At 65.0% G+C, this 18,320-nt stretch carries 16 protein-coding genes, 1 tRNA gene and 1 pseudogene; 12 read left to right on the top strand and 6 right to left on the bottom strand.

Translation table 11 applies throughout. The features are described 5' to 3' along the window. Positions 1-88 precede the first annotated feature (88 nt). Positions 89-685 carry a sigma-70 family RNA polymerase sigma factor gene (locus JWM94_RS15650; RefSeq protein WP_299429103.1) on the bottom strand — a complete coding sequence of 199 codons (597 nt, stop codon included), beginning with the start codon at positions 683-685 and terminating at the stop codon, positions 89-91. Positions 686-800: 115 nt separating this feature from the next. Between JWM94_RS15650 and JWM94_RS15655 the strand changes: the two genes are divergently transcribed. Beyond that, positions 801-1,235, top strand: a complete 435-nt coding sequence (locus tag JWM94_RS15655; protein WP_299429105.1) for a DUF805 domain-containing protein — start codon at positions 801-803, stop codon at positions 1,233-1,235. Positions 1,236-1,242: 7 nt separating this feature from the next. On the opposite strand, the gene JWM94_RS15660 is transcribed toward JWM94_RS15655, so the two are convergent. Then, positions 1,243-1,722, bottom strand: coding sequence for an ATP-binding protein (locus tag JWM94_RS15660; protein ID WP_299429107.1), 480 nt, complete (start codon positions 1,720-1,722; stop codon positions 1,243-1,245). Then, positions 1,719-2,120, bottom strand: coding sequence for an EVE domain-containing protein (locus JWM94_RS15665; protein WP_299429110.1), 402 nt, complete (start codon positions 2,118-2,120; stop codon positions 1,719-1,721). Before JWM94_RS15665 ends, JWM94_RS15660 begins: the two co-directional genes overlap by 4 nt. A 143-nt stretch (positions 2,121-2,263) precedes the next feature. Here JWM94_RS15665 and JWM94_RS15670 point away from each other — a divergent pair, with 143 nt between their 5' ends. The 4 genes from JWM94_RS15670 (at position 2,264) to JWM94_RS15685 (ending at position 5,550) form a co-directional block, all read left to right on the top strand. Further along, complete coding sequence (locus JWM94_RS15670; RefSeq protein ID WP_299429112.1) at positions 2,264-2,635, top strand: hypothetical protein; 372 nt, start codon at positions 2,264-2,266, stop codon at positions 2,633-2,635. A 176-nt stretch (positions 2,636-2,811) separates the two neighbouring features. Continuing rightward, positions 2,812-3,090: a DUF3297 family protein gene (locus JWM94_RS15675; protein WP_299429114.1), complete on the top strand. Its 279-nt coding sequence runs from the start codon at positions 2,812-2,814 to the stop codon at positions 3,088-3,090. 179 nt (positions 3,091-3,269) lie between these two features. Further along, complete coding sequence (locus JWM94_RS15680) at positions 3,270-4,778, top strand: hypothetical protein (RefSeq protein WP_299429116.1); 1,509 nt, start codon at positions 3,270-3,272, stop codon at positions 4,776-4,778. Beyond that, the gene (locus tag JWM94_RS15685; RefSeq protein WP_299429118.1) at positions 4,771-5,550 is read left to right on the top strand and encodes a hypothetical protein; all 780 of its coding nucleotides are present in this window, start codon (positions 4,771-4,773) and stop codon (positions 5,548-5,550) included. The genes JWM94_RS15680 and JWM94_RS15685 overlap by 8 nt, the downstream gene beginning before the upstream one ends. Positions 5,551-5,554: 4 nt before the next feature. Here JWM94_RS15685 and JWM94_RS15690 read toward each other — a convergent pair whose 3' ends face one another. Then, complete coding sequence (locus JWM94_RS15690; protein WP_299429120.1) at positions 5,555-5,719, bottom strand: hypothetical protein; 165 nt, start codon at positions 5,717-5,719, stop codon at positions 5,555-5,557. A 512-nt stretch (positions 5,720-6,231) separates the two neighbouring features. Here JWM94_RS15690 and infA point away from each other — a divergent pair. From infA to JWM94_RS15715, 5 genes and pseudogenes are all read left to right on the top strand, one after another. Next, positions 6,232-6,477: pseudogene (infA, locus tag JWM94_RS15695) on the top strand (translation initiation factor IF-1). A 1-nt stretch (position 6,478) separates the two neighbouring features. Then, positions 6,479-7,108: a nucleoside triphosphate pyrophosphatase gene (locus tag JWM94_RS15700; protein ID WP_299429122.1), complete on the top strand. Its 630-nt coding sequence runs from the start codon at positions 6,479-6,481 to the stop codon at positions 7,106-7,108. Continuing rightward, positions 7,101-8,054, top strand: a complete 954-nt coding sequence (locus JWM94_RS15705; protein WP_299429124.1) for a ribonuclease — start codon at positions 7,101-7,103, stop codon at positions 8,052-8,054. The genes JWM94_RS15700 and JWM94_RS15705 overlap by 8 nt, the downstream gene beginning before the upstream one ends. After that, complete coding sequence (locus JWM94_RS15710; RefSeq protein ID WP_299429126.1) at positions 8,041-8,217, top strand: DNA gyrase inhibitor YacG; 177 nt, start codon at positions 8,041-8,043, stop codon at positions 8,215-8,217. Before JWM94_RS15705 ends, JWM94_RS15710 begins: the two co-directional genes overlap by 14 nt. Before the next feature lie 32 nt (positions 8,218-8,249). After that, positions 8,250-8,325, top strand: a tRNA-Phe gene (locus JWM94_RS15715). A 77-nt stretch (positions 8,326-8,402) separates the two neighbouring features. Here JWM94_RS15715 and JWM94_RS15720 read toward each other — a convergent pair. Further along, positions 8,403-8,687: a hypothetical protein gene (locus JWM94_RS15720; RefSeq protein WP_299429127.1), complete on the bottom strand. Its 285-nt coding sequence runs from the start codon at positions 8,685-8,687 to the stop codon at positions 8,403-8,405. 465 nt (positions 8,688-9,152) lie between these two features. Between JWM94_RS15720 and JWM94_RS15725 the strand changes: the two genes are divergently transcribed. Further along, complete coding sequence (locus JWM94_RS15725) at positions 9,153-14,855, top strand: M10 family metallopeptidase C-terminal domain-containing protein (RefSeq protein ID WP_299429129.1); 5,703 nt, start codon at positions 9,153-9,155, stop codon at positions 14,853-14,855. 180 nt (positions 14,856-15,035) lie between these two features. Here JWM94_RS15725 and JWM94_RS15730 read toward each other — a convergent pair whose 3' ends face one another. Further along, positions 15,036-17,219 carry a penicillin acylase family protein gene (locus JWM94_RS15730; protein ID WP_299429131.1) on the bottom strand — a complete coding sequence of 728 codons (2,184 nt, stop codon included), beginning with the start codon at positions 17,217-17,219 and terminating at the stop codon, positions 15,036-15,038. Between the two features lie 34 nt (positions 17,220-17,253). Between JWM94_RS15730 and JWM94_RS15735 the strand changes: the two genes are divergently transcribed. Beyond that, positions 17,254-18,320: amidohydrolase family protein (locus tag JWM94_RS15735; RefSeq protein WP_299429133.1), on the top strand; the 1,067-nt coding region annotated here is incomplete at its 3' end.

Below are 18,320 nucleotides of genomic sequence, written 5' to 3' on the forward strand. Positions count from 1 at the left end.
GCCGCGACGATATCGCCCGCGAGGCCGCTGCGCATTGCGGGCACGGTGGCTAGGTCGAGCGCCGCGCGCTCGACGGCGGAAAAACCGGTCATGCCCCGTTCTCCACAAGCGTCGTCAACCCGCGCGCGGCCAGCCGCTCACGCATCGCGCCGCGCGCGCGCAGCAACAAAGATTCGAACGCCTTCAGCTTCATCTCCAGCACCTCGGCCGCCGCGGCATTGGGCAGCTCCTCGTAATAGGTCAGCACGATCGCGGCGCGGTGCCGCTCGGAAAGGTCGCCCAGCGCCGCCAGTGCTGCCGCGCGCAATTGCTCGCCGGCCATCGCTTCGTCGGCGAGCGCCGCGCCATCGGGCCGGTCGGGCACCTCGGCATCGCTCGCAAAGCGCCGCCGCCGCAGGCGGTCGAGGCACAGATTGACCGCGACTCGCGTCAGCCACGCCGCGATTCCCGCTTGCCCCGCCCGCCATCGATCCGCCGACGCCCACAACCGCAACAGCGCCTCTTGCGCGACATCCTCCGCTTCGGCGGCGTCGCCCAGCATCCGATACGCTACGCGGTGCACCAAGCCGACTTGCGCCTCGACCACGCGCGAAAAGGCCAAGGCATCGCGCCCGGCGATGCGCGCCATCACCGCATCGTCGCTCTCCACCGCCACGGTTTCCCGCGCGGGCGCCGTTTGCCGCATCAACACGCCGTTACATCTACTCCGCAAAGCTCAACGCGCGAAGCAGCGATACCCTTCGCAGCCCCCATTGCGGTTGCGCGACGCGGCGTTAAGCTGAACCAAGGGGGAGAAACCGATGGAGCTGTTGCTGCGCCCTTGGCGCCATTATGCCGATTTCAACGGACGGTCGCGGCGCGGCGAATATTGGCTGTTCAAACTGACCTTTTGGGGCGGCTTCCTGCTCCTGGCGCTGATCGGCGGTGTGTTCGGCGATCTCGCCGGGCGATCGAGCGGCGAGCCCATGGGCGCGGCCGGTATCGCCGGCGTCGCGCTGGCCGTCATTTACTTTCTGGCATCGATCATCCCCGGTTGGGCGCTCACCGTCCGGCGGCTGCACGATCAGGGCACGTCCGGCTGGCTGATCCTGACGACCTTCATCCCCTATATCGGGCTGATCTTCGTCCTGGTCTTCGGCTGCATTCCGGGCAACGATTTCGAAAACGAATACGGGCCCGACCCTCGCCTTCCCGACGCGGAGAGCAGGGAGGCGCTCGGCGAGCTGTTTTCCTAGCCGGCGCTCAGCCGTACCGCACGATCGCGAAACCCTCGGCATCGGTCGGGGCGACGAAATGCGCGGTGAACTGGTCGAAGGTCGCGTCGTCGACCTGATACGGATGCTCGCCGCTGGCGTTGCGCGCGTGCATCCGCGCGCGGCATTCCGCGTCGGGCGGATCGAGGAAATGGAGCGTCGCGGTCACCCCCGCATCGTCCGCCAGCGCCTTCATCCACGCGCGGCTCGCCACCGTATTGGCGGGAAAATCGAGGATCACCGCCTGCCCGCCGCGCACCATCGCGGCGATCAGCGGCGCGATCGCCGCGCGCAGCCGATCGCTCGACCGGCGGTAATCCGCCAGATCGGCGATCTCCCCCGGATAGAGCGTCGACAGCCAATAGTCCTCGGCGATCACCGCCCCGCCCGTCTCCGCCGCCAGCCGCGCCGACAGCGTCGATTTCCCCGACGCGATCTTGCCGCAGAGCAGATGGAGCGCGCCGCTCATCCCTCCGCCATTTCCATCAGCACCTTCCACTCGTCGTCGCGCACCGGCGTCACCGACAGCCGAGATTGCCGCAGCACCTCGATCGCGGCGAGACGCGGCTCGGCCTTCATCTCCGCCAGCGTGACATGGTGCTTGAGCGGCGCGACCGGCTTGACCTGGACGCTTGCCCAGTCGCCCTTCTCGCCATCGGGCCGCCATGTGCGGGTGATTTCCATCACCCCCGCGCAGGCTTTTTCGGTGTTGGAATGGTAGAGGACCGCGCGGTCGCCGACCGCCATGTCCTTCAGGAAATTGCGCGCGGTGTAATTGCGGATGCCGTCCCATTCGGTCTCGCCGTCGCGGACCAAATGATCCCAGCCGTACACCTCGGGCTCCGAGCGCAAGAACCAATACGCCATGCTTTCTTCCCTACCTAAACGTTAAGTGAACCGCGACCTCAGCGGCCATTCAGACCGAATCGCATAGAAGGATGCAACAAGCTCGGACAGTTCGGCGTTGATTGGCAATGCGGAACCGGGCTCTTTGTTGAAGGAGGTTCGAGATGACCAGTTTTCTGACCAAGTCGGTGATCGGCGCCACGCTCGCCGCCACCGCGCTGACCGCCGCTCTGCCGGCCGAGGCGCAGCGTTATCGCCGCGGCTATCGCCATGACGACGGCGCGGGCACCGCAATCATCGCCGGTGTCGCCGGCCTCGCGATCGGCGCGGCGATTGCGTCGAGCAACAACCGCGACCGCTATTATCGCGACGACCGCTATTACAACGACAGCTATCGCTATGATAATTATAACAATTATCCGCGGTACAACAATTACTACAACAACGACTATCGCCGCGATTACCGCCAGTGCCGCATCGAGCGCCGCTATGACCCCTATTACGGCCGCACCACGCGGGTGAGGGTTTGCTACTAAGCGGGCGCACGTGGATTAGCGCAAGCTAATCCACGAGACGCCACGGCGGGCGGCGATGCCGCGCAGCGGCTTCGTCCGACGGCGTGGCGTTGCAATATAGGACGGCGCGGGAGGCGACCCCCGCGCCGTTCGCGCATTTGCATTTTGCGGCGGGCCACGGCAGGAGGCGCGCCACCATGACCACACCCACCGACACCCCGCCCGACCGCCTGTCGACCAACCCGAGCAGCCCGCATTTCGACCAGGATCTGCTCGGCCGCGGCATCGGCATCCGCTTCAAGGGCAACGAGCGCCACGACGTCGAGGAATATTGCATCTCCGAAGGCTGGATCCGGGTGGCGCTGGGGAAGAAGGTGGACCGGCACGGTAATCCGCTGACGCTCAAGCTGAGCGGTGAGGTCGAGGCGTGGTTCGAGCGTGGGGCGGGTGGGGAAGATACGCCCGAAGCGGAGTAACCCGCTGAATTTATGTTGCGCGCTGCCCCCGGCTTCATCACGTTGGGCTAGGAGATCCAGTGAGCCTATTAGCCGCACTAGCTCGGGCAAAGACCGAGGAAGACGTCAAGGACGCCTATATCAAGGCGCTCGGCCTCAAGGCGTATTCGAAGAATCTGGTCGATATCCAGACTCAAGAGGTGTGGTTCGAGGCGAAAGCGGTTTCTACCCCGCCGATCATCATGTTCGCCCAGTTGCTGTTCTACATCCGCGCGGCGAAAAAACGCGGCGAGGCGATCCCGGCGTTCCTCGCCGTCATCGACCGCGAAAAAGCGGCGATCATGCCGACCGAGAAAGCGCTACCGCTGCTTGACGACAGGGACATCGTCTGGCCGAAATCGGGGTCGGGCGCTGGCAAGGAGCTGGCGGCGAAGATCGCGCCCTATGTCCAGACGCATATCGTCGAATACGAAATCGCGCACGACGAAGCGGCGTTCATTAAGGCGGTGAAGGACGCGATCCGCGAACGCCGGATCATCCGCACGCCCATCACTCCCGACAATCTGCGGCAGGTTTTCGACCGCTGGGTCGATATGATTGGCAGCGAGCTGGGTGTGAAAAATCAGGCCGACTACGCTGTTCTGTTCTTCGCCGATATCATGCACGACGGGCGTAACGAGGCGATGCACAACCTGCCCGCGCGGCTGCTGTTCAACGGCGACAAACCGGTGTTCATCATCGGGTCCGAGCAATACGAACTGGCGAGCGAGCGCGGCTATCGTAATTTCTGGGCGATCTATCACCGGCCGCCCGAGCAGCAGCACCGCCATTATCTGCTCGAACGGCGAGACAGTCTGCTCCCCGTCGACGAACAGAAGTTCAAGGGCGCCTATTACACCCCGCTGCACATCGTCGACAAAGCCTATGACCAGCTCGTCGCGACGTTGGGGCCGAACTGGCAGGACCGCTATCTGGTATGGGATATGTGTGCGGGCGTCGGCAATCTGGAGGCGAAGCACAGCAATCTGCGCAACGTGTTCATGTCGACGCTCGACCAAGCCGATGTGACGATAATGAAATCTAACCCGGCATTCGCGGGCGCGACGATCTTCCAATACGATTATCTCAACGACGACGTCACCGATTTCGGCGAAATCGACTATGCGCTGTCGGGCAAGGTGCCGCAGCCACTGCGTCAGGCGATCACCGATGCGCGCGCGGGCAAGAAGGGCACGAAGCCGATCCTGGTGCTGATCAATCCGCCTTATGCGGAAGCGATGAACGTGGATAACACCACGGAATCCGGTAGCAATTCCGAACTGAAGAAGGGTGTTGCAAATACGCGCATCAGCCACGGCATGGACGGGTTGGGGTACGCCTCGCGCGAGTTATTTGTGCAGTTTCTTCACCGGATCGTGGCAGAGTTACCAAACGCGGCATTGGCGATGTTCAGTACGCTCAAATATGTGAACGCGCCCAACTTTGCCGAATTTCGTCGGCGCTGGACGGCCCGCTATTTGGACGGGTTCATAGTTCACAATCGTGCCTTCGACGGCTTGAAGGGCGATTTTCCGATCGGTTTCTTGATTTGGGATTTGGCCAAGAATCAGCCGGCCGAGTCCATTCAAACTATCGCGTTGGATCGGGCCGGTGACGTCATCGATGAGAAGGCGTTTTTACCGCGTTCTGCCACGGCTGCCTTTGGCTGACTGGATCATTCGGCCGCGATCAAACCGACAACCTGCAGTACCGCTGAAGAATGCCCTAACTCCGTCCACGAGTACCAAGGATGTACGCGGAACCCGTTGGGCTGATGGTGCTATTGGAAGCATGATCGTGTTTGGCAACGATTTGCAGCACGCGGCGACAACGGGACTTCTCTCGTCCGGCTATGGCAACGCCGGCGCATTTTTCGTCACGGGCCAAAATCTTTGGCAAGCTGCAATCGTTTTTGCGGTCCGACGCTTGGTCAAGCCGACATGGCTGAACGACCGGGACCAGTTCTTGCAGCCTGCGCAGCCCCTGACCGACAAATTCAAATCGGACTGCCTCGTCTGGATGCTGTTCAACGGCAGCAACCTGACCGCCGGGGCAAACGGACTTCATTGGAACGGCCGCGACTGGAGCCTCGTCAACCACTTCATCCCCTTCACCGAAAGCGAGGTCGGCGCGAAGGGGCGATTCGAGAGCGACTTCATGGTCCGCTACATGGACGGCATGACCTTCTCGCCGAAAGCGCGAGCCGTGCTCGACGAGGGCCGCAAGCTGTGGACGCGGTTCCACGCGACACAATTTCCGCGCAAGATCAGGGACGAATTCAAGCTCAATCGCCCCGATGCCGGCTGGTACCAGATCCGCCGCGCGCTCAAGGCCTATGGCGAAACCGAGCTGACCGACTTCGACCCGTTCGACCGCGCCTATGCCGCGTTGTCGGCCAAGCTGCGGCCGATGGTTTACGAACTAGGCTTCTTGCCTGAATAGGCGACTAATCCCCCTTATCCCCCTCGTTCCGCGGCTTCTTCGTCTCGGCGTGCTGCTGCGCGTCCTGGCTCAGCGACCTGCGCTGGTCGTCGCTGTCGCTGAAGGTGCCGTCGTCGTTGCGCCGCTGGTATCGTTTTTCGTGCGGCTGGATCAGTTCGCGTTCGCTCATGTCGGGCCTCCGTCGCTGGTGCGATTCCAACGTCGCGATTCACGCTTCGTTCCAAACCATTTTCCTACAACACCCGCCCCATGCTATCCTCCGCGCCGGCCCCTCACATGGGCCGCGCTCTTTGATAGTCTAAATACCCCCGATACGCGACGCAGCCGGCGCGCGGTCGCCGAACCGCACGCTCGCCTTATTTCTCACATGCGCGATTTTCGTGAAGTTCCTTCGCCGGGCCCATGGCCAGTGCGAACATTGGGAACATTCGCGCCGCCGACCCAGCGTTGGTGTAATCTTTGTAATCTTCCGAGCTCGCCGGGCACCGCGATCGGCGCCCGACTTCCTCGATATTCGACGCCGGCCGCCGTTCGAAAATTTCCTACTCTCGTCATCATCGGTCGCGTTTCGCGTGAAATGTGCGAAGCCAGGGAGGCTCCAGCCCGCCCCGCTTCCCTTCGCGCCGCCGTTGGGCTAAGGGCGCGCCTCACGAATTTCCCCCGATTTACCCAGAGGCTTGTTTGGCAAAAGAAGAACTTCTCGAAATGCGCGGCCAGGTGGTGGAGCTTTTGCCCAACGCCATGTTCCGCGTGAAGCTGTAAAACGACCATGAGATCCTCGGTCACACCGCCGGCAAGATGCGCAAGAACCGCATTCGCGTGCTGGTCGGCGACGAGGTGCTGGTCGAGCTCACGCCCTACGATCTGACCAAGGGCCGCATCACCTATCGCTTCATGCCGGGCCGCGACGGGCCGGGGCCGCGATAACATGCCGCCGGGCGCAACGGCGCCTGCGCCCAAGCTTGTCCTAGCCTCCACCAGCCCGCGCCGCCGCGAATTGCTTGCACGGATCGGCGTCGCGCCGAACCGGCTTGCCGCTCCCGATATCGACGAGACCCCGCTAAAGGGCGAGAGCCCCCGCGCCTATGTCGTGCGGCTCGCCGAGGCGAAGGCGCTGGCGGTGGAACGCGCGCCGGATGAAATCGTGCTGGCCGGCGACACCACCGTCGCGGTGGGCTCGCGCATCCTCGAAAAGCCCGCCGACGAGGCCGACTTGCGCCGCATGCTCGGCCTGCTGTCGGGGCGGCGGCATCATGTTTACTCTGGCGTCTGTGTGGTCGGCGCCGACGGCAAGGCGCGGACCAAAGTCGTGGACACGATCGTCGGGTTCAAGCCGCTCAGCGCGTCCGAGATCGACTGGTACGTCGCATCCGGCGAAGGGATGGGCAAGGCCGGCGGCTACGCGATCCAGGGCCGCGCGGAAGGCTTCGTGCGGTACCTCGCGGGGAGCCATTCGAACGTCGTCGGGCTGCCGGTGTTCGAGACGCTGGGGATGCTGCGGTCGGCGGGTCTACCGCTGCCTTCGGCAGCGGATCAACCAGGGGCGCCGCTTGGCTGAGTGGCTGTACGAGGCCGGGATCGGCGAAGCGCGCGCGGCGCTGGTCGAGGACGGCCGGATAATCGAGGCGCGGATCGAGCGGCCCGGGGGTTTGCGGGTCGGGACGGTATTCGACGCGCGGCTGGTCGAACGCGTTGCCGCGGGCCTGTCGCGGGTCGAGAGCGAAGCGGGCGCGGCCGTGATCGCGCAGGTACCGCAAGGCGTCACCGAAGGCGCGCGGTTGCGGGTCGAAGTAGTGCGCGAGGCGCTTCCCGAGGCCGGGCGGATCAAGCTGGCCAAGGTGGTCGCGAGCGACGCCGCGCTGGTCGAGGGGCCGGACTTGCTGGCACTGTGCGAGGCAAGCGGCCACCCGGTGCGGACGCTCCATGCACACGAGCCCGATGCGCTCGAGGCGGCGGGCTGGTCCGAGGTGCTCGACGAAGCGCTGACCGGCGAGATCGCATTCGCCGGCGGCGCGCTCCGCCTGTCGCCGACCCCGGCGATGACCCTGTTCGACGTCGATGGCCCCGGCACGACCGCGGCACTGGCAGTGGCGGCGGCGGCCGCGACGGCACAGGCGATCGTCCGGCACGATATCGGCGGGTCGATCGGAATCGACTTCCCCACCGTGACCGGCAAGGCCGAGCGGCTGGCGGTGGCGGCGGCAATCGACGCCGCGCTGCCGCAACCGTTCGAACGCACCGCGCTCAACGGCTTCGGTTTCTTGCAGATCGTCCGCCCCCGCCCCCGCGCCTCGCTCCCCGAACTGCTCCGCAGCGATCCCGTTGCCGCTGAGGCACTGGCGCTGCTTCGCCAGATCGAGCGCACCCCGCCGCCGGTCCCCGCCGAGCATATCGCGTCGCTTCGGGTTATTGCCTGGCTGGACCGGAATCCCCATCTCATTGCCGAACTCTCGCGCCGCTCCGGCGTCGCGATCACGCTCAGAGGAAGCAATGGCCAAGGCTGATACTTGCCCGATCTGCGGCACCCCGACCGACCCCGCGCACAAGCCGTTCTGCAGCCGCGGCTGCAAGGATCGCGACCTGCTCAAATGGCTCGGCGAAGGCTATGCGATCCCCGGTCCAGAGATCGACCCGGAAGCGCTGGACACGTCCGACACCCGCGATTAAGAGGCCCGCTCTTTCGCGGCCATGCCTGCGATGCCCGGGTAGCTCAGTTGGTAGAGCATGCGACTGAAAATCGCAGTGTCGGCGGTTCGAACCCGTCCCCGGGCACCATCCTCGCTGGCCTCCAGCACACCAACCGGCCTGACGAATGAAGCCTGCGGACCTGCAAGCTTTCCCCTGATGCTGCGCTACTTCTCCTTCGTGGGGTCGCGCGCTGGCTCGACGGCGCTGGAGACCGCTGAATCCGGCTGGCCGAGGGTCGGCGCGAGCCCGGGCCGGGCCGCCGCGACCTCGGCATAGCCGCCGCAATATTTGGCGCGAGCCGGGTCGCCGGCGGCTTGCACGCCGCAATAGTCCTTGGCGCGCATGACCACGTCGCGAAGAACCAGCAGGCGCCCGTCGCGCAACTCCACCGTCAGATGCCCGCCGGGACCCACCCTGACAAAGGCCGTCGAAAGGATCCGGCGCCCCACGGCCTCTGCGGGCGAGTCCGCCAGCGGGCCTGGAGCGGAAGCAAGACTGGGACTCGGCATGGCGGCTTTCTGAGGTGAAGGAGTGCACGCGGCGAGTATCGAAGAGATCGTTAGCAGAATGCGAAGCATCGCGCTTTTCCGGGGGATCATGAACACAGCCCGTGATACGCGAACGGCAACGTCGAGTCACGATTCGACCGCGTGCCCCAAATCGGCAAAATTTGCCGCCGATTCGCGTACTTGCTGCTCCAACGCGCCGCAGCAATGGCAGCGGCCGCCTTTTTTTGTTATGTTATCCACAGCCGCGCGCGGATCGTTACGCTCTCGGCATCGGGAGAACGCGCTTTACCCCTTGACCATGGTGAACACGCCGTAAATACATAAGGGTAATCTCGGCCAATTGCGGCATTTCTGGGGACAGGCGCGCACGCGTGAAACGTGCTGCGCCATAGCGGGGAACTACCAATGAAGAATTCCGATTTCGGTGCGGGCGAGTCGCTCGACAATATGGTTTCCGGCCTGCTGGGTCAGATGGCGGAAACCCACGCTTCGATCGTTCCGGGAGCGGATGCGGTAAGCGGCGGCGCGAGCGTCGACCTGCACGTCGGCGGCTTGGGTTCCGGCCTTCTTGATTTGCCACCGCTGGCGCCGACGGTCGGCATCTCCACGGGCGACGCTGGGCAACCGGTGTCGGAAGGCGGCAACTTGAGCGCCGATGCGAGCGGCGGCGAATCGAACACCAATCTGGGCGGCGGCGTTCTCGGTACGGCATTGGACATTCCCGCATGGGACGTCGTGCTGGAAGAAGACGATGTCCGCGGCGGCAAGGCCGGCGGCGCCCCTGCCGGCGACCCGACCGGCGCCAACGTGGCACCCGGAGGCCCCGGAACGTTGCTGACGCTCGGCACCAATCCTGACGGCAGCCACTATTTCACGGGCATCCGCAACGTCGATGCGGTCCTGATCGGCTCCAAGTGGGGCTCCACGAACCTCACCTACAGCTTCCCGACGTCGGGCACGAACTACAACGGAAGCGGCTATAGCAGCGACGGCGTCAGCCTCTATCATGTCGATCTGGGTCCGCAACAGCAGGCGGCGGCGCGCGCGGCGTTCGCTCAGCTCTCGGCGGCGACCGGGCTGACGTTCACCGAAATCACCGACACGGATACCGTTCACGCCAACATCCGCCTGTCGCAGACCAGCGATCAGGACGACGCGTCCGCCTATGGCAACTTCGCGTCGGATACGAGCGGGCTTGCGGGCGACATCTGGTTCGGCCGCAACAACCAGCCTTATTACGATCTCGCCTATAAGGGCACGTGGGGCTACGCCACCATCATGCACGAGATCGGCCACACGATGGGGCTGAAGCACGGGCACCAGGATTACACCAACAGCGACCTGTCCTTCTATTTCGGGACATCCCCGCGTTTCGGCACCCAGTCGCTCACCCCGGACCGTGATGGTCAGGCCTGGTCGCTGATGACCTATACGCCCGCGCCGTTCACCAACAGCAATTTCGCCGGCGACAAAATCGACCAGCCCCAGACGTACATGCAGTACGATCTGGCCGCGCTGCAGTATCTGTACGGTGCCAATTATAGCACCCACGCCGAAGACACGACCTATACCTTCAGCGCGACGACCGGCGAGATGTTCATCAACGGCGTCGGCCAGGGCGCGCCGGCCGGCAACAAGATATTCCTCACCATCTGGGACGGCGGCGGCAACGACACGATCGACGCCAGCAACTACGCCAACGGGGTCACGATCGACCTGCGTCCGGGCGAGTTCTCGACCGTCGATCAGAACCAGCTGGCCAACAACCTAGCCTATCAGAACCTGGTCAATCTGGCGCCCGGCAACTTCGCCATGTCGCTGCTGTATAACAACGACTCACGCTCGCTGATCGAGAACGCCAAAGGCGGCGTCGGCAATGACATCTTCGTCGGCAATACCGCCAACAACATCCTCGACGGCGGCGCCGGCAGCGACACGGTGATCTTCACCAACACCACGGGCATCAATGTCCTGATGAACAATACCGGCGCGGACGTTATCGTGAGCCATGATGGCGAGACCGACACGCTGCGCAGCATCGAAAACATTCAGGGTACCAGCGGCAACGATTCGATCGTCGGCAATACCCAGAACAACACGCTCTCCGGCGGTTCGGGCGGCGCGGACATCCTGTCGGGTGGCGACGGCGACGATCGGCTGATCGGCGGCGGCTTCTCGGTCGTGAACAACGCGATCATCACCAAGGCGCAGGCCACCGCCAATCTGAGCGCGGGCACGGCGGTCGATCCGCAGGCGCTCAACGCCTACACCCTGGCCTCCGACGTCAACACGACGAACTCCACCACAACGCCGCACGCCACCATCAACGCCACCTCGACCGGGGGCGGGCTGGAATATTACCGCGTCGACGCCGCGGCGGGCGCGACGGCCATCTTCGATATCGACGGCAGCAGCATCGACACCTGGATCGAGCTGGTCGACAGCCTCGGCAACGTCCTGGCCAATAACGACGACAGCATTACCGACGCGGGCAGTCAGACCGGCAACAGCTATTTGACCTGGACCTTCGGCGCGGCGGGAACCTATTATATCCGCGTCGGCCGCTGGACCCAGCCTGCGGACACCGTGGCGCAGCCGCTCGCGGCCGGCACGACCTACACGCTGAACATGTCGCTGAGCTCGGCCACGGTGAACACCACGCCGTTTTCGGCCACCAACACCAGCAGCGCGACGCTGAAGGGCGGCGCGGGCAACGACTTTCTGCAAGGCACGCTGGGCGACGACATCATCAACGGCGGCGTTGGCAACGACACCGCGTCGTTCGCGACCGCCTTCAGCAACACGGCGACCGGCGTCACGGTCGACCTGCATCTGCAGGGCGCGGCGCAGAATACGGTTGCGGCGGGCAACGACACGCTGAGCGGCATCGAGAATTTGGTCGGTTCGCAATATAACGACACCCTCACCGGTGACGGCACCAACAACGTCATAGAAGGCGGCCTGGGCAACGATACGCTGGTTGGCGGCGGCGGCACCGACACCGCTTCCTACGCCGGCGCCACGGCTGGCGTGACGGTAAGCCTCGGCCTGCAAGGCGGGACGCAGAACACGGTCAACGCCGGAACGGACACGCTCAGCGGATTCGCAAATCTGCAGGGCTCTGCCTTCAACGACAGCCTCACGGGCGATGCCGGTCTGAACGTCCTTTCGGGCGGAGACGGCAACGACACGCTCAATCCGGGCGTGACGGCAGCCGGCATCGTAGACCTGCTCGACGGCGGCAACGGATCAGACACCGCGTCCTTTGCGGGATATACGTCGGCGGTCACGGCCTCTCTGGACGGCGTGAACGACGCCGTCGCCTTTGCTGGTGGCAATCAGATCGCCGTCTTGCGCAGCATCGAGAATCTGACCGGCGGCTCGGGCGCTGACACCCTGACGGGTGATGCCAACAACAATGCCATCGAAGGCGGCCTTGGCGACGACATCCTCGTCGGCGGCGGCGGCGTGGACACGGTGGTGTTCACCGGCTCGACGGCGGTGACGCTCAACCTGGCCACGACGACGGCTCAGGCCACGGGCTGGGGCAACGACACCATCTCCGGCTTCCAGAACGTGCGTACCGGGTCGGGCGCGGACAACATCACCGGCGACGGCAACGACAACACGTTCTTCGACGGCGGCGGGGGCGACCGTTATGACGGCGCCGGCGGAAGCGATACGGTTGATTATACCAACATCGCCACGGCGGTGACGGTCAATTTGAACACCACGACCGCACAGACCGTCAGCACCGGCAACAGTGACACGATTCTCAACATCGAAAACGTGGTCGGATCGCTGACCGCGGCCAACACGTTTACCGGCAACGCCCTGGCCAACACCTTCACTGGCGGCGCCGGGATCGACACCGTCCAGGGCAACGCCGGCAACGACGTGATCTTCGGCGGCGCGGGCAACGACGTCCTGCTCGGCGGCACGACCGGCGCGCTGGACGACGCCAGCAGCGACACGCTCTATGGCGGCGCTGGCTCCGACTATCTGTCGGGCGGCCAGGGCAACGACATCCTGCACGGCGGCGATGGTGACGATTCGCTGATCGGCGGCGTCGGCAACACGTTACGTCAGTATTTCACGGGCGTTGACGGCGGTAACGATACGTTCGACGGCGGCGACGGCAGCGACACGGCGATCATGGTCCTCGACGGCCGCGCCGGCGTGAGCGGAAGCACCGTGGGTGTCGCATTCGATCTGCGGAGCCTGGCCGGGAACAGCGACATCACCGAAAACGGCGTCAGCGTCGGTACGATGACGAGCATCGAAACCCTCATCTTCCGCGGCACCAACGTTAACGATACGGTCGGCGGCACCGGCAACGCCGACAATCTGTTCGGCGCCGCTGGCGACGATGCGCTCTATGGCTGGTACGGCAACGACTTGCTCGAGGGCGGGGCCGGCAACGACATTCTCGACGGTGGCGAGGGCCTCGACACGGCAAGCTACTCCACCGCGACGGCTGGCGTAAATGTCGACCTGCGCACCGTAGGGGCACAGGACACCGGCGGTGCCGGCATCGACACGCTGAGCGGTATCGAGTATCTGACCGGGTCGACGTTCGGCGACACCCTGAAGGGCACCGACGACTTCAACCTGATCACCGACAGCGGCGTCGGCACAGGCGCCACGGCGCTCAGCCAGACCGACTCGCTGTTCGGGTACGGCGGCAACGACAGCATCCTGGTGACGCGCGGCACCGCGGCCGCGGCCGTGGCGACCAACATCAACATGGATGGCGGCGACGGCGACGACATGATCGAGCTGCGTGGCGGCACGCTGACCGGCTTCACGCTGGCGACGAACGTTGCGGGCCTGATCAACCAGACCTATGCGCCGCTGGGCGCGACGTCGGCCGATCGCAACGTCGATGTCGTTAACGTCGTCGGCGGCGCGGGTAACGACCGCATCATCCTGACCGGCGTCGCCAGCGCCACGATCGACGCCGGAACCGGCAACGACATCGTCAGCATCAGCATGCGCGGCGCGACCTCCGTCAACAACTACAACATCACGCTGGGAGACGGTGCCGACATCATCCAGTTCGGCGTGGGCTCCACATCGGCGACTTCGACCGAGGTTATGGCCACGGCACACACCAGCCGCGTGACCGACTTCCAGGTCGGCGATGCGGGCGACAAGTTCGAGATGACCAACTACCTGAACTTCGGCGTGCTCGCAGGATCGGGTTACGTGGCGGCCAACGGCGCGTTTGCCAGCGGCCACATGCGCCTGGTGCAGTCGGGGACGGACTTGTTGCTGCAGGTCGACCGCGATGGCGCGGGGGCGGTCAACAGCTTCGTAACCGTCTTCGCGATCAGTAACGGCTATACGGGCGGGTTTACGGCCTATAACTTCGACGGCTTCATCGGCAACCTGACCCTGACGGGCATCGGCGCCGCTAACGAGAAGATCATCGGTGCCACCGGCAACGACGTGCTCAGCGGCGGGGACGGCAACGACACGCTGGTCGGGAACGACGGCAACGACATCCTGAACGGCGGCAACGACAGCGATCTGCTGCGCGGTGGCGCAGGCAACGACACGCTCAACGGCAACGCCGGCAACGATACGCTGAATGGCGGCGTCGGGAACGACAAGTTCGTGTTCGACCACGGCACCGGTCAAGACACTGTCTATGACTTCGTGTCGGGCACCGACCAGCTCGATCTGACCACGATCGGCTTCGCCAATTTCGCGGCGTTCCAGGCGGCGACGCACGACGACGGGGACGGCAATGCAGTGGTCGATCTGGGTGGCGGCGACACCGTGACACTGCTCGGTGTGCATTCGAACCAGATCCAGTCGGGCGATGTCATCCTGGGTGTCCCCCAGGCGCCCCTCCCGCTCGACAAGGCCAGCGGGCAGATCGGCACGCTCGACCTGTCGGCATTCGGCTTCGGTGTTTCCACCACGGAGCAGGGTGCGACGCACGATGCCGGCGGCAATGCAGGGCTCGACCTCGGTACGGGCGACAGCATGACGCTTAGCGGGTATGGCATGCAGATGGATGCCGCGATGAAGCACGATGGCGGGATCGATCTTTTCCATCACTTCAGTTCGGCTTCGTTCCCGGCGTACGACTACGTTTGAGCGTTTGCCGGCCGTCCAGTTTAGCTTAAGAATTGGACGGCCGCTTTTTCGGTCTTGGTTGTTAAGTCTAACGTCCGGAACCGAGCGCAAAATTGCCGATTGGAACGGCGGATAGGGCGGTTGCGATGAAAGTCGTGGCCGCCCTGCTTCCAACTGATGCCGGCGCGAGGCGGCTACCAATCACTCCCCCGGTCGATACCGCCGCTCGACATGCCCCTTGAGTTGGTCGGGATAGAAATAGACCGGCCGCAAATTACCGCTCGCATAGCGCCCTGCCTGATCAGCGAAGTGCGGTGAGCGCGGGTCGCCGCTTTCGCCCCCGGCGGTGACCGCCATGGCGCGGACGCGCGGGCCGAATTCGACCACCGCGACGAAGCTGTTGCCGCTGGTCCCATAATAGCGCCTGGTTCCGGGCCAGGGCTTGGCGCCGAACGACGCCAGGCTACCCCATTGCGCCGAGGCGAAGGCGACAGGAATCGACGACGCGGCGTCATCGAAGTGCGGTGCGATCGAATCGTCCAGCCGTTGCCAGCGGTTGATCTCGCCCCACGGCGTCCGCCAGTCGCCGAAGTCGCGCTGGAGCCGATCGACCGCAGCGCTCAGCGCGTCGAGCCTGGTCGCGGGCGACACGCGTTTGGCGATGTAATCGGGCACGTTCATCCGCTCGGCCTGCGCGAAACTGCCGACGTCGCGCCACAACGTGTCGCCCCAGAATACCGCGAGGCTGGTCGCGCGTGAATCGAGGCTCCAGCGGAAATCCCAGGCGCGCAGCGACGCGATCGGCTCGGCCAGTTTTGCGTGGCGCGGATCGTCCTTGGGCAGCGCGTCAAAAGCGGCGAACAGTCCGGGCAACAGCGCGCGGAACGCCGGCAGGTCGCTGTCGAACGCGGCGGCGCGCAAGCCCTCCAGCGTCCAGCCCGATCGCCCGGTCAGCAAAGCATCGGCGTGCACCCCGCGATAGTTCCAGCCCGCCTGATCCATGTATTTGGGAAAGTCCTTGGCCTTCGGACTGTCCCGCCCGGCCGCATCCCACGGCCAGTCGTTGACGTTGCGCACCCACCCTACCTTCGGCGCGAGGACGCTCGGCAGCGTAGTAAGGCTGTGCAGCCCGCGCCAATCGGTCGCCGGGTCCGACCCATCGACCGGCCGCGTATAATCGAACCGGCTGTCGCGAACCGGCATGAATTGCGGCATCAGGAACGCGATCTCGCCCTTGCTGTCAGCAAAGAGCGTGTCGTTCGAGGAATTGGCCTTGCGCTCCGCGACCGCGAGATAACTGGCGAGATCGGTTGCCTTGGTGCGCAGGAAGCTTTGTTCGAGCGCCGGCACTGGTTTCCACATAAGCGCGGTGGCGATCATCTTGTCGCCGCGCCCGGCCACGATCGGGCCGTGATGCGACCGCCAGGTCGAGAACGTTCTGTGCCCCATCGTTCCATCGGCTTGCCGGAAGGCGATCGTGACGGGCTTGATAACAAACGGACGGTCGCCTTGGCCGTAGCGATAAAGCGCCAGAAAGCCGGATTTGGGCGACAGCGTCTCGGCGAATTCGTCAACATTATCGACGCCCGACGAAGTGTGCATCCACCCCGCCTTCGCGTTGAACCCCTGATAGACGAAGAACTGCCCCCAGGTCGCGGCGCCGTAGGCGTTGAGCCCCTCGCCGCTCGTTACTTGCTGCTCGGCGCGGAAATAGAAGCTGGTGTGCGGGTTGATGAGCAGCAACGCGTGGCCGTCCTGGGTGCGCGACGGCGCGATCGCGATGCCGTTCGATCCGCCAGGCTCGCGCGGGACCCGCCCAAGTTCCTGCGCGGTCTTGGGCGTCGGCTTGCCGTAGAAGCTTTTTAGCTCGGACAGCGAAATCCGCTCGATATCGCCGCCGATACTCCCCTCGGTAAAGCTCAGCGCCATCCACGGTTCGAACCGGGTCAGCACCTTCGGCTTGGTGCCGGGGTGCGTCGCAAGGTAGAAATTGAGCCCGTCGGCCCAGGCGTTCATCAGTTTCTTCAGCCACGGCGGGCTGGCCGCATATTGCTTCTTCAACTCGGCCGGATCGACGAACAGCCGCTGGCGCAGATCGGCCCAGACCGCGTCGTTGCCCGCGCCCGGCGCCTCCGCGGTGCGACCGAGCGCAGTCAAATAATTGGCTTCGATCCGCCCGAAATCGTCCTCGGCCTGGGCGTAGATCATCCCGAACACGGCATCGGCGTCAGTCTTCCCCGCGATGTGTGCGATCCCCCAATCGTCACGCGTGATCGTGACGTTGGCGGCCTCCGCGCGCCAGCGCGCCATTTGCGGGTCGGGCGCACTGGGCGCGGTGGCGAGCAGTGCGAGGGCTAGGAGCGGCAGGCGGGTGAGGCTATCCATGCGCGAAGCGTAATACGCGAACGGGGAGATGACCATGCGGTGGCTGGCCTTGATACTGGCGGTGCTGATCGGACCGGCCGCCGCGCTTCCCGCTGCCGAGACCGCGGCAATCCTGCTCAAGCCGGCGGGTGTGTTCGACGGCATGGACGGCCAGGTCCATCGCGGTTGGCAGGTGCTGGTCGAGGGCGACAGGATCGCCGCGGTCGGCCCCGACATCGCCGCCCCCGCTGGCGCGCAAGTGATCGACTTGCCCGGCGACACGCTGATGCCGGGGATGATCGAGGGACACGGGCATCTGTTCCTCCACCCCTATGACGAGACGAGCTGGGACGATCAGGTCCTCCACGAGCCGCTTGCGTTACGCACCGCGCGCGCGGTTGCCAGCGCCAAGGCGACCTTGCTGGCCGGCTTCACCAGCGAGCGCGACCTTGGCACCGAGGGTGCCGGATATGCGGATGTCGGGCTGCGGGAGGCAATCGAGAAGGGCATCGTCCCCGGCCCTCGCCTGCAGGTCGCGACGCGCGCGATCGTCGCGCTCGGTGCCTACGGGCCCAAGGGCTTCGAGCCGGGCGTCGAAATCCCGCAAGGCGCCGAGGAGGTATCGGGTGTCGACAGCATCGTCGCCGCGGTGCGCCGCCAGATCGCCGCGGGCGCGGACTGGATCAAGCTCTACGCCGACTATCGCTGGCGCCCCGGCGAGGAAAGCCACGCCACGTTGAGCCTAGACGAAATGAAAGCCGCGGTCGCCGCCGCGCACGATGCCGGACGCCCGGTCGCGGTCCACGCCGCCACCGCCGAGGGCATGCGCCGCGCGATCGCCGCCGGGGTCGATACGATCGAGCATGGCTATGGCGGCACGCCCGAAATCTTCGCAGCGATGGTCGCGAAGGGGATCGCGTTGTGCCCCACCCTCGCCGCCTCCGACGCGACCTCGCGCTATCGCGGCTGGAACGGCAGCGAACCCGCGCCGCCCGCTGTCCAGCTCAACCGGTCAAGCTTCAAGCTCGCGATGAAGGCGGGCGTCCGCATGTGCATGGGCGGCGATGTCGGCGTGTTCGCGCACCGCCAGAATGCGCGCGAGATGGAGCTGATGGCCGCGAG

The sequence above is a fragment of the Sphingomonas bacterium genome (assembly GCF_028289855.1).
Taxonomy (GTDB): domain Bacteria; phylum Pseudomonadota; class Alphaproteobacteria; order Sphingomonadales; family Sphingomonadaceae; genus Sphingomonas.

Coding starts and splice junctions, on each gene's coding strand:
- JWM94_RS15710 (WP_299429126.1), top strand. CDS start 8,041: ATGGCCAAGGCTGATACTTGCCCGATCTGCGGCACCCCGACCGACCCC.
- JWM94_RS15665 (WP_299429110.1), bottom strand. CDS start 2,120: ATGGCGTATTGGTTCTTGCGCTCGGAGCCCGAGGTGTACGGCTGGGAT.
- JWM94_RS15675 (WP_299429114.1), top strand. CDS start 2,812: ATGACCACACCCACCGACACCCCGCCCGACCGCCTGTCGACCAACCCG.
- JWM94_RS15730 (WP_299429131.1), bottom strand. CDS start 17,219: ATGGATAGCCTCACCCGCCTGCCGCTCCTAGCCCTCGCACTGCTCGCC.
- JWM94_RS15660 (WP_299429107.1), bottom strand. CDS start 1,722: ATGAGCGGCGCGCTCCATCTGCTCTGCGGCAAGATCGCGTCGGGGAAA.
- JWM94_RS15690 (WP_299429120.1), bottom strand. CDS start 5,719: ATGAGCGAACGCGAACTGATCCAGCCGCACGAAAAACGATACCAGCGG.
- JWM94_RS15700 (WP_299429122.1), top strand. CDS start 6,479: ATGCCGCCGGGCGCAACGGCGCCTGCGCCCAAGCTTGTCCTAGCCTCC.
- JWM94_RS15725 (WP_299429129.1), top strand. CDS start 9,153: ATGAAGAATTCCGATTTCGGTGCGGGCGAGTCGCTCGACAATATGGTT.
- JWM94_RS15655 (WP_299429105.1), top strand. CDS start 801: ATGGAGCTGTTGCTGCGCCCTTGGCGCCATTATGCCGATTTCAACGGA.
- JWM94_RS15650 (WP_299429103.1), bottom strand. CDS start 685: ATGCGGCAAACGGCGCCCGCGCGGGAAACCGTGGCGGTGGAGAGCGAC.
- JWM94_RS15670 (WP_299429112.1), top strand. CDS start 2,264: ATGACCAGTTTTCTGACCAAGTCGGTGATCGGCGCCACGCTCGCCGCC.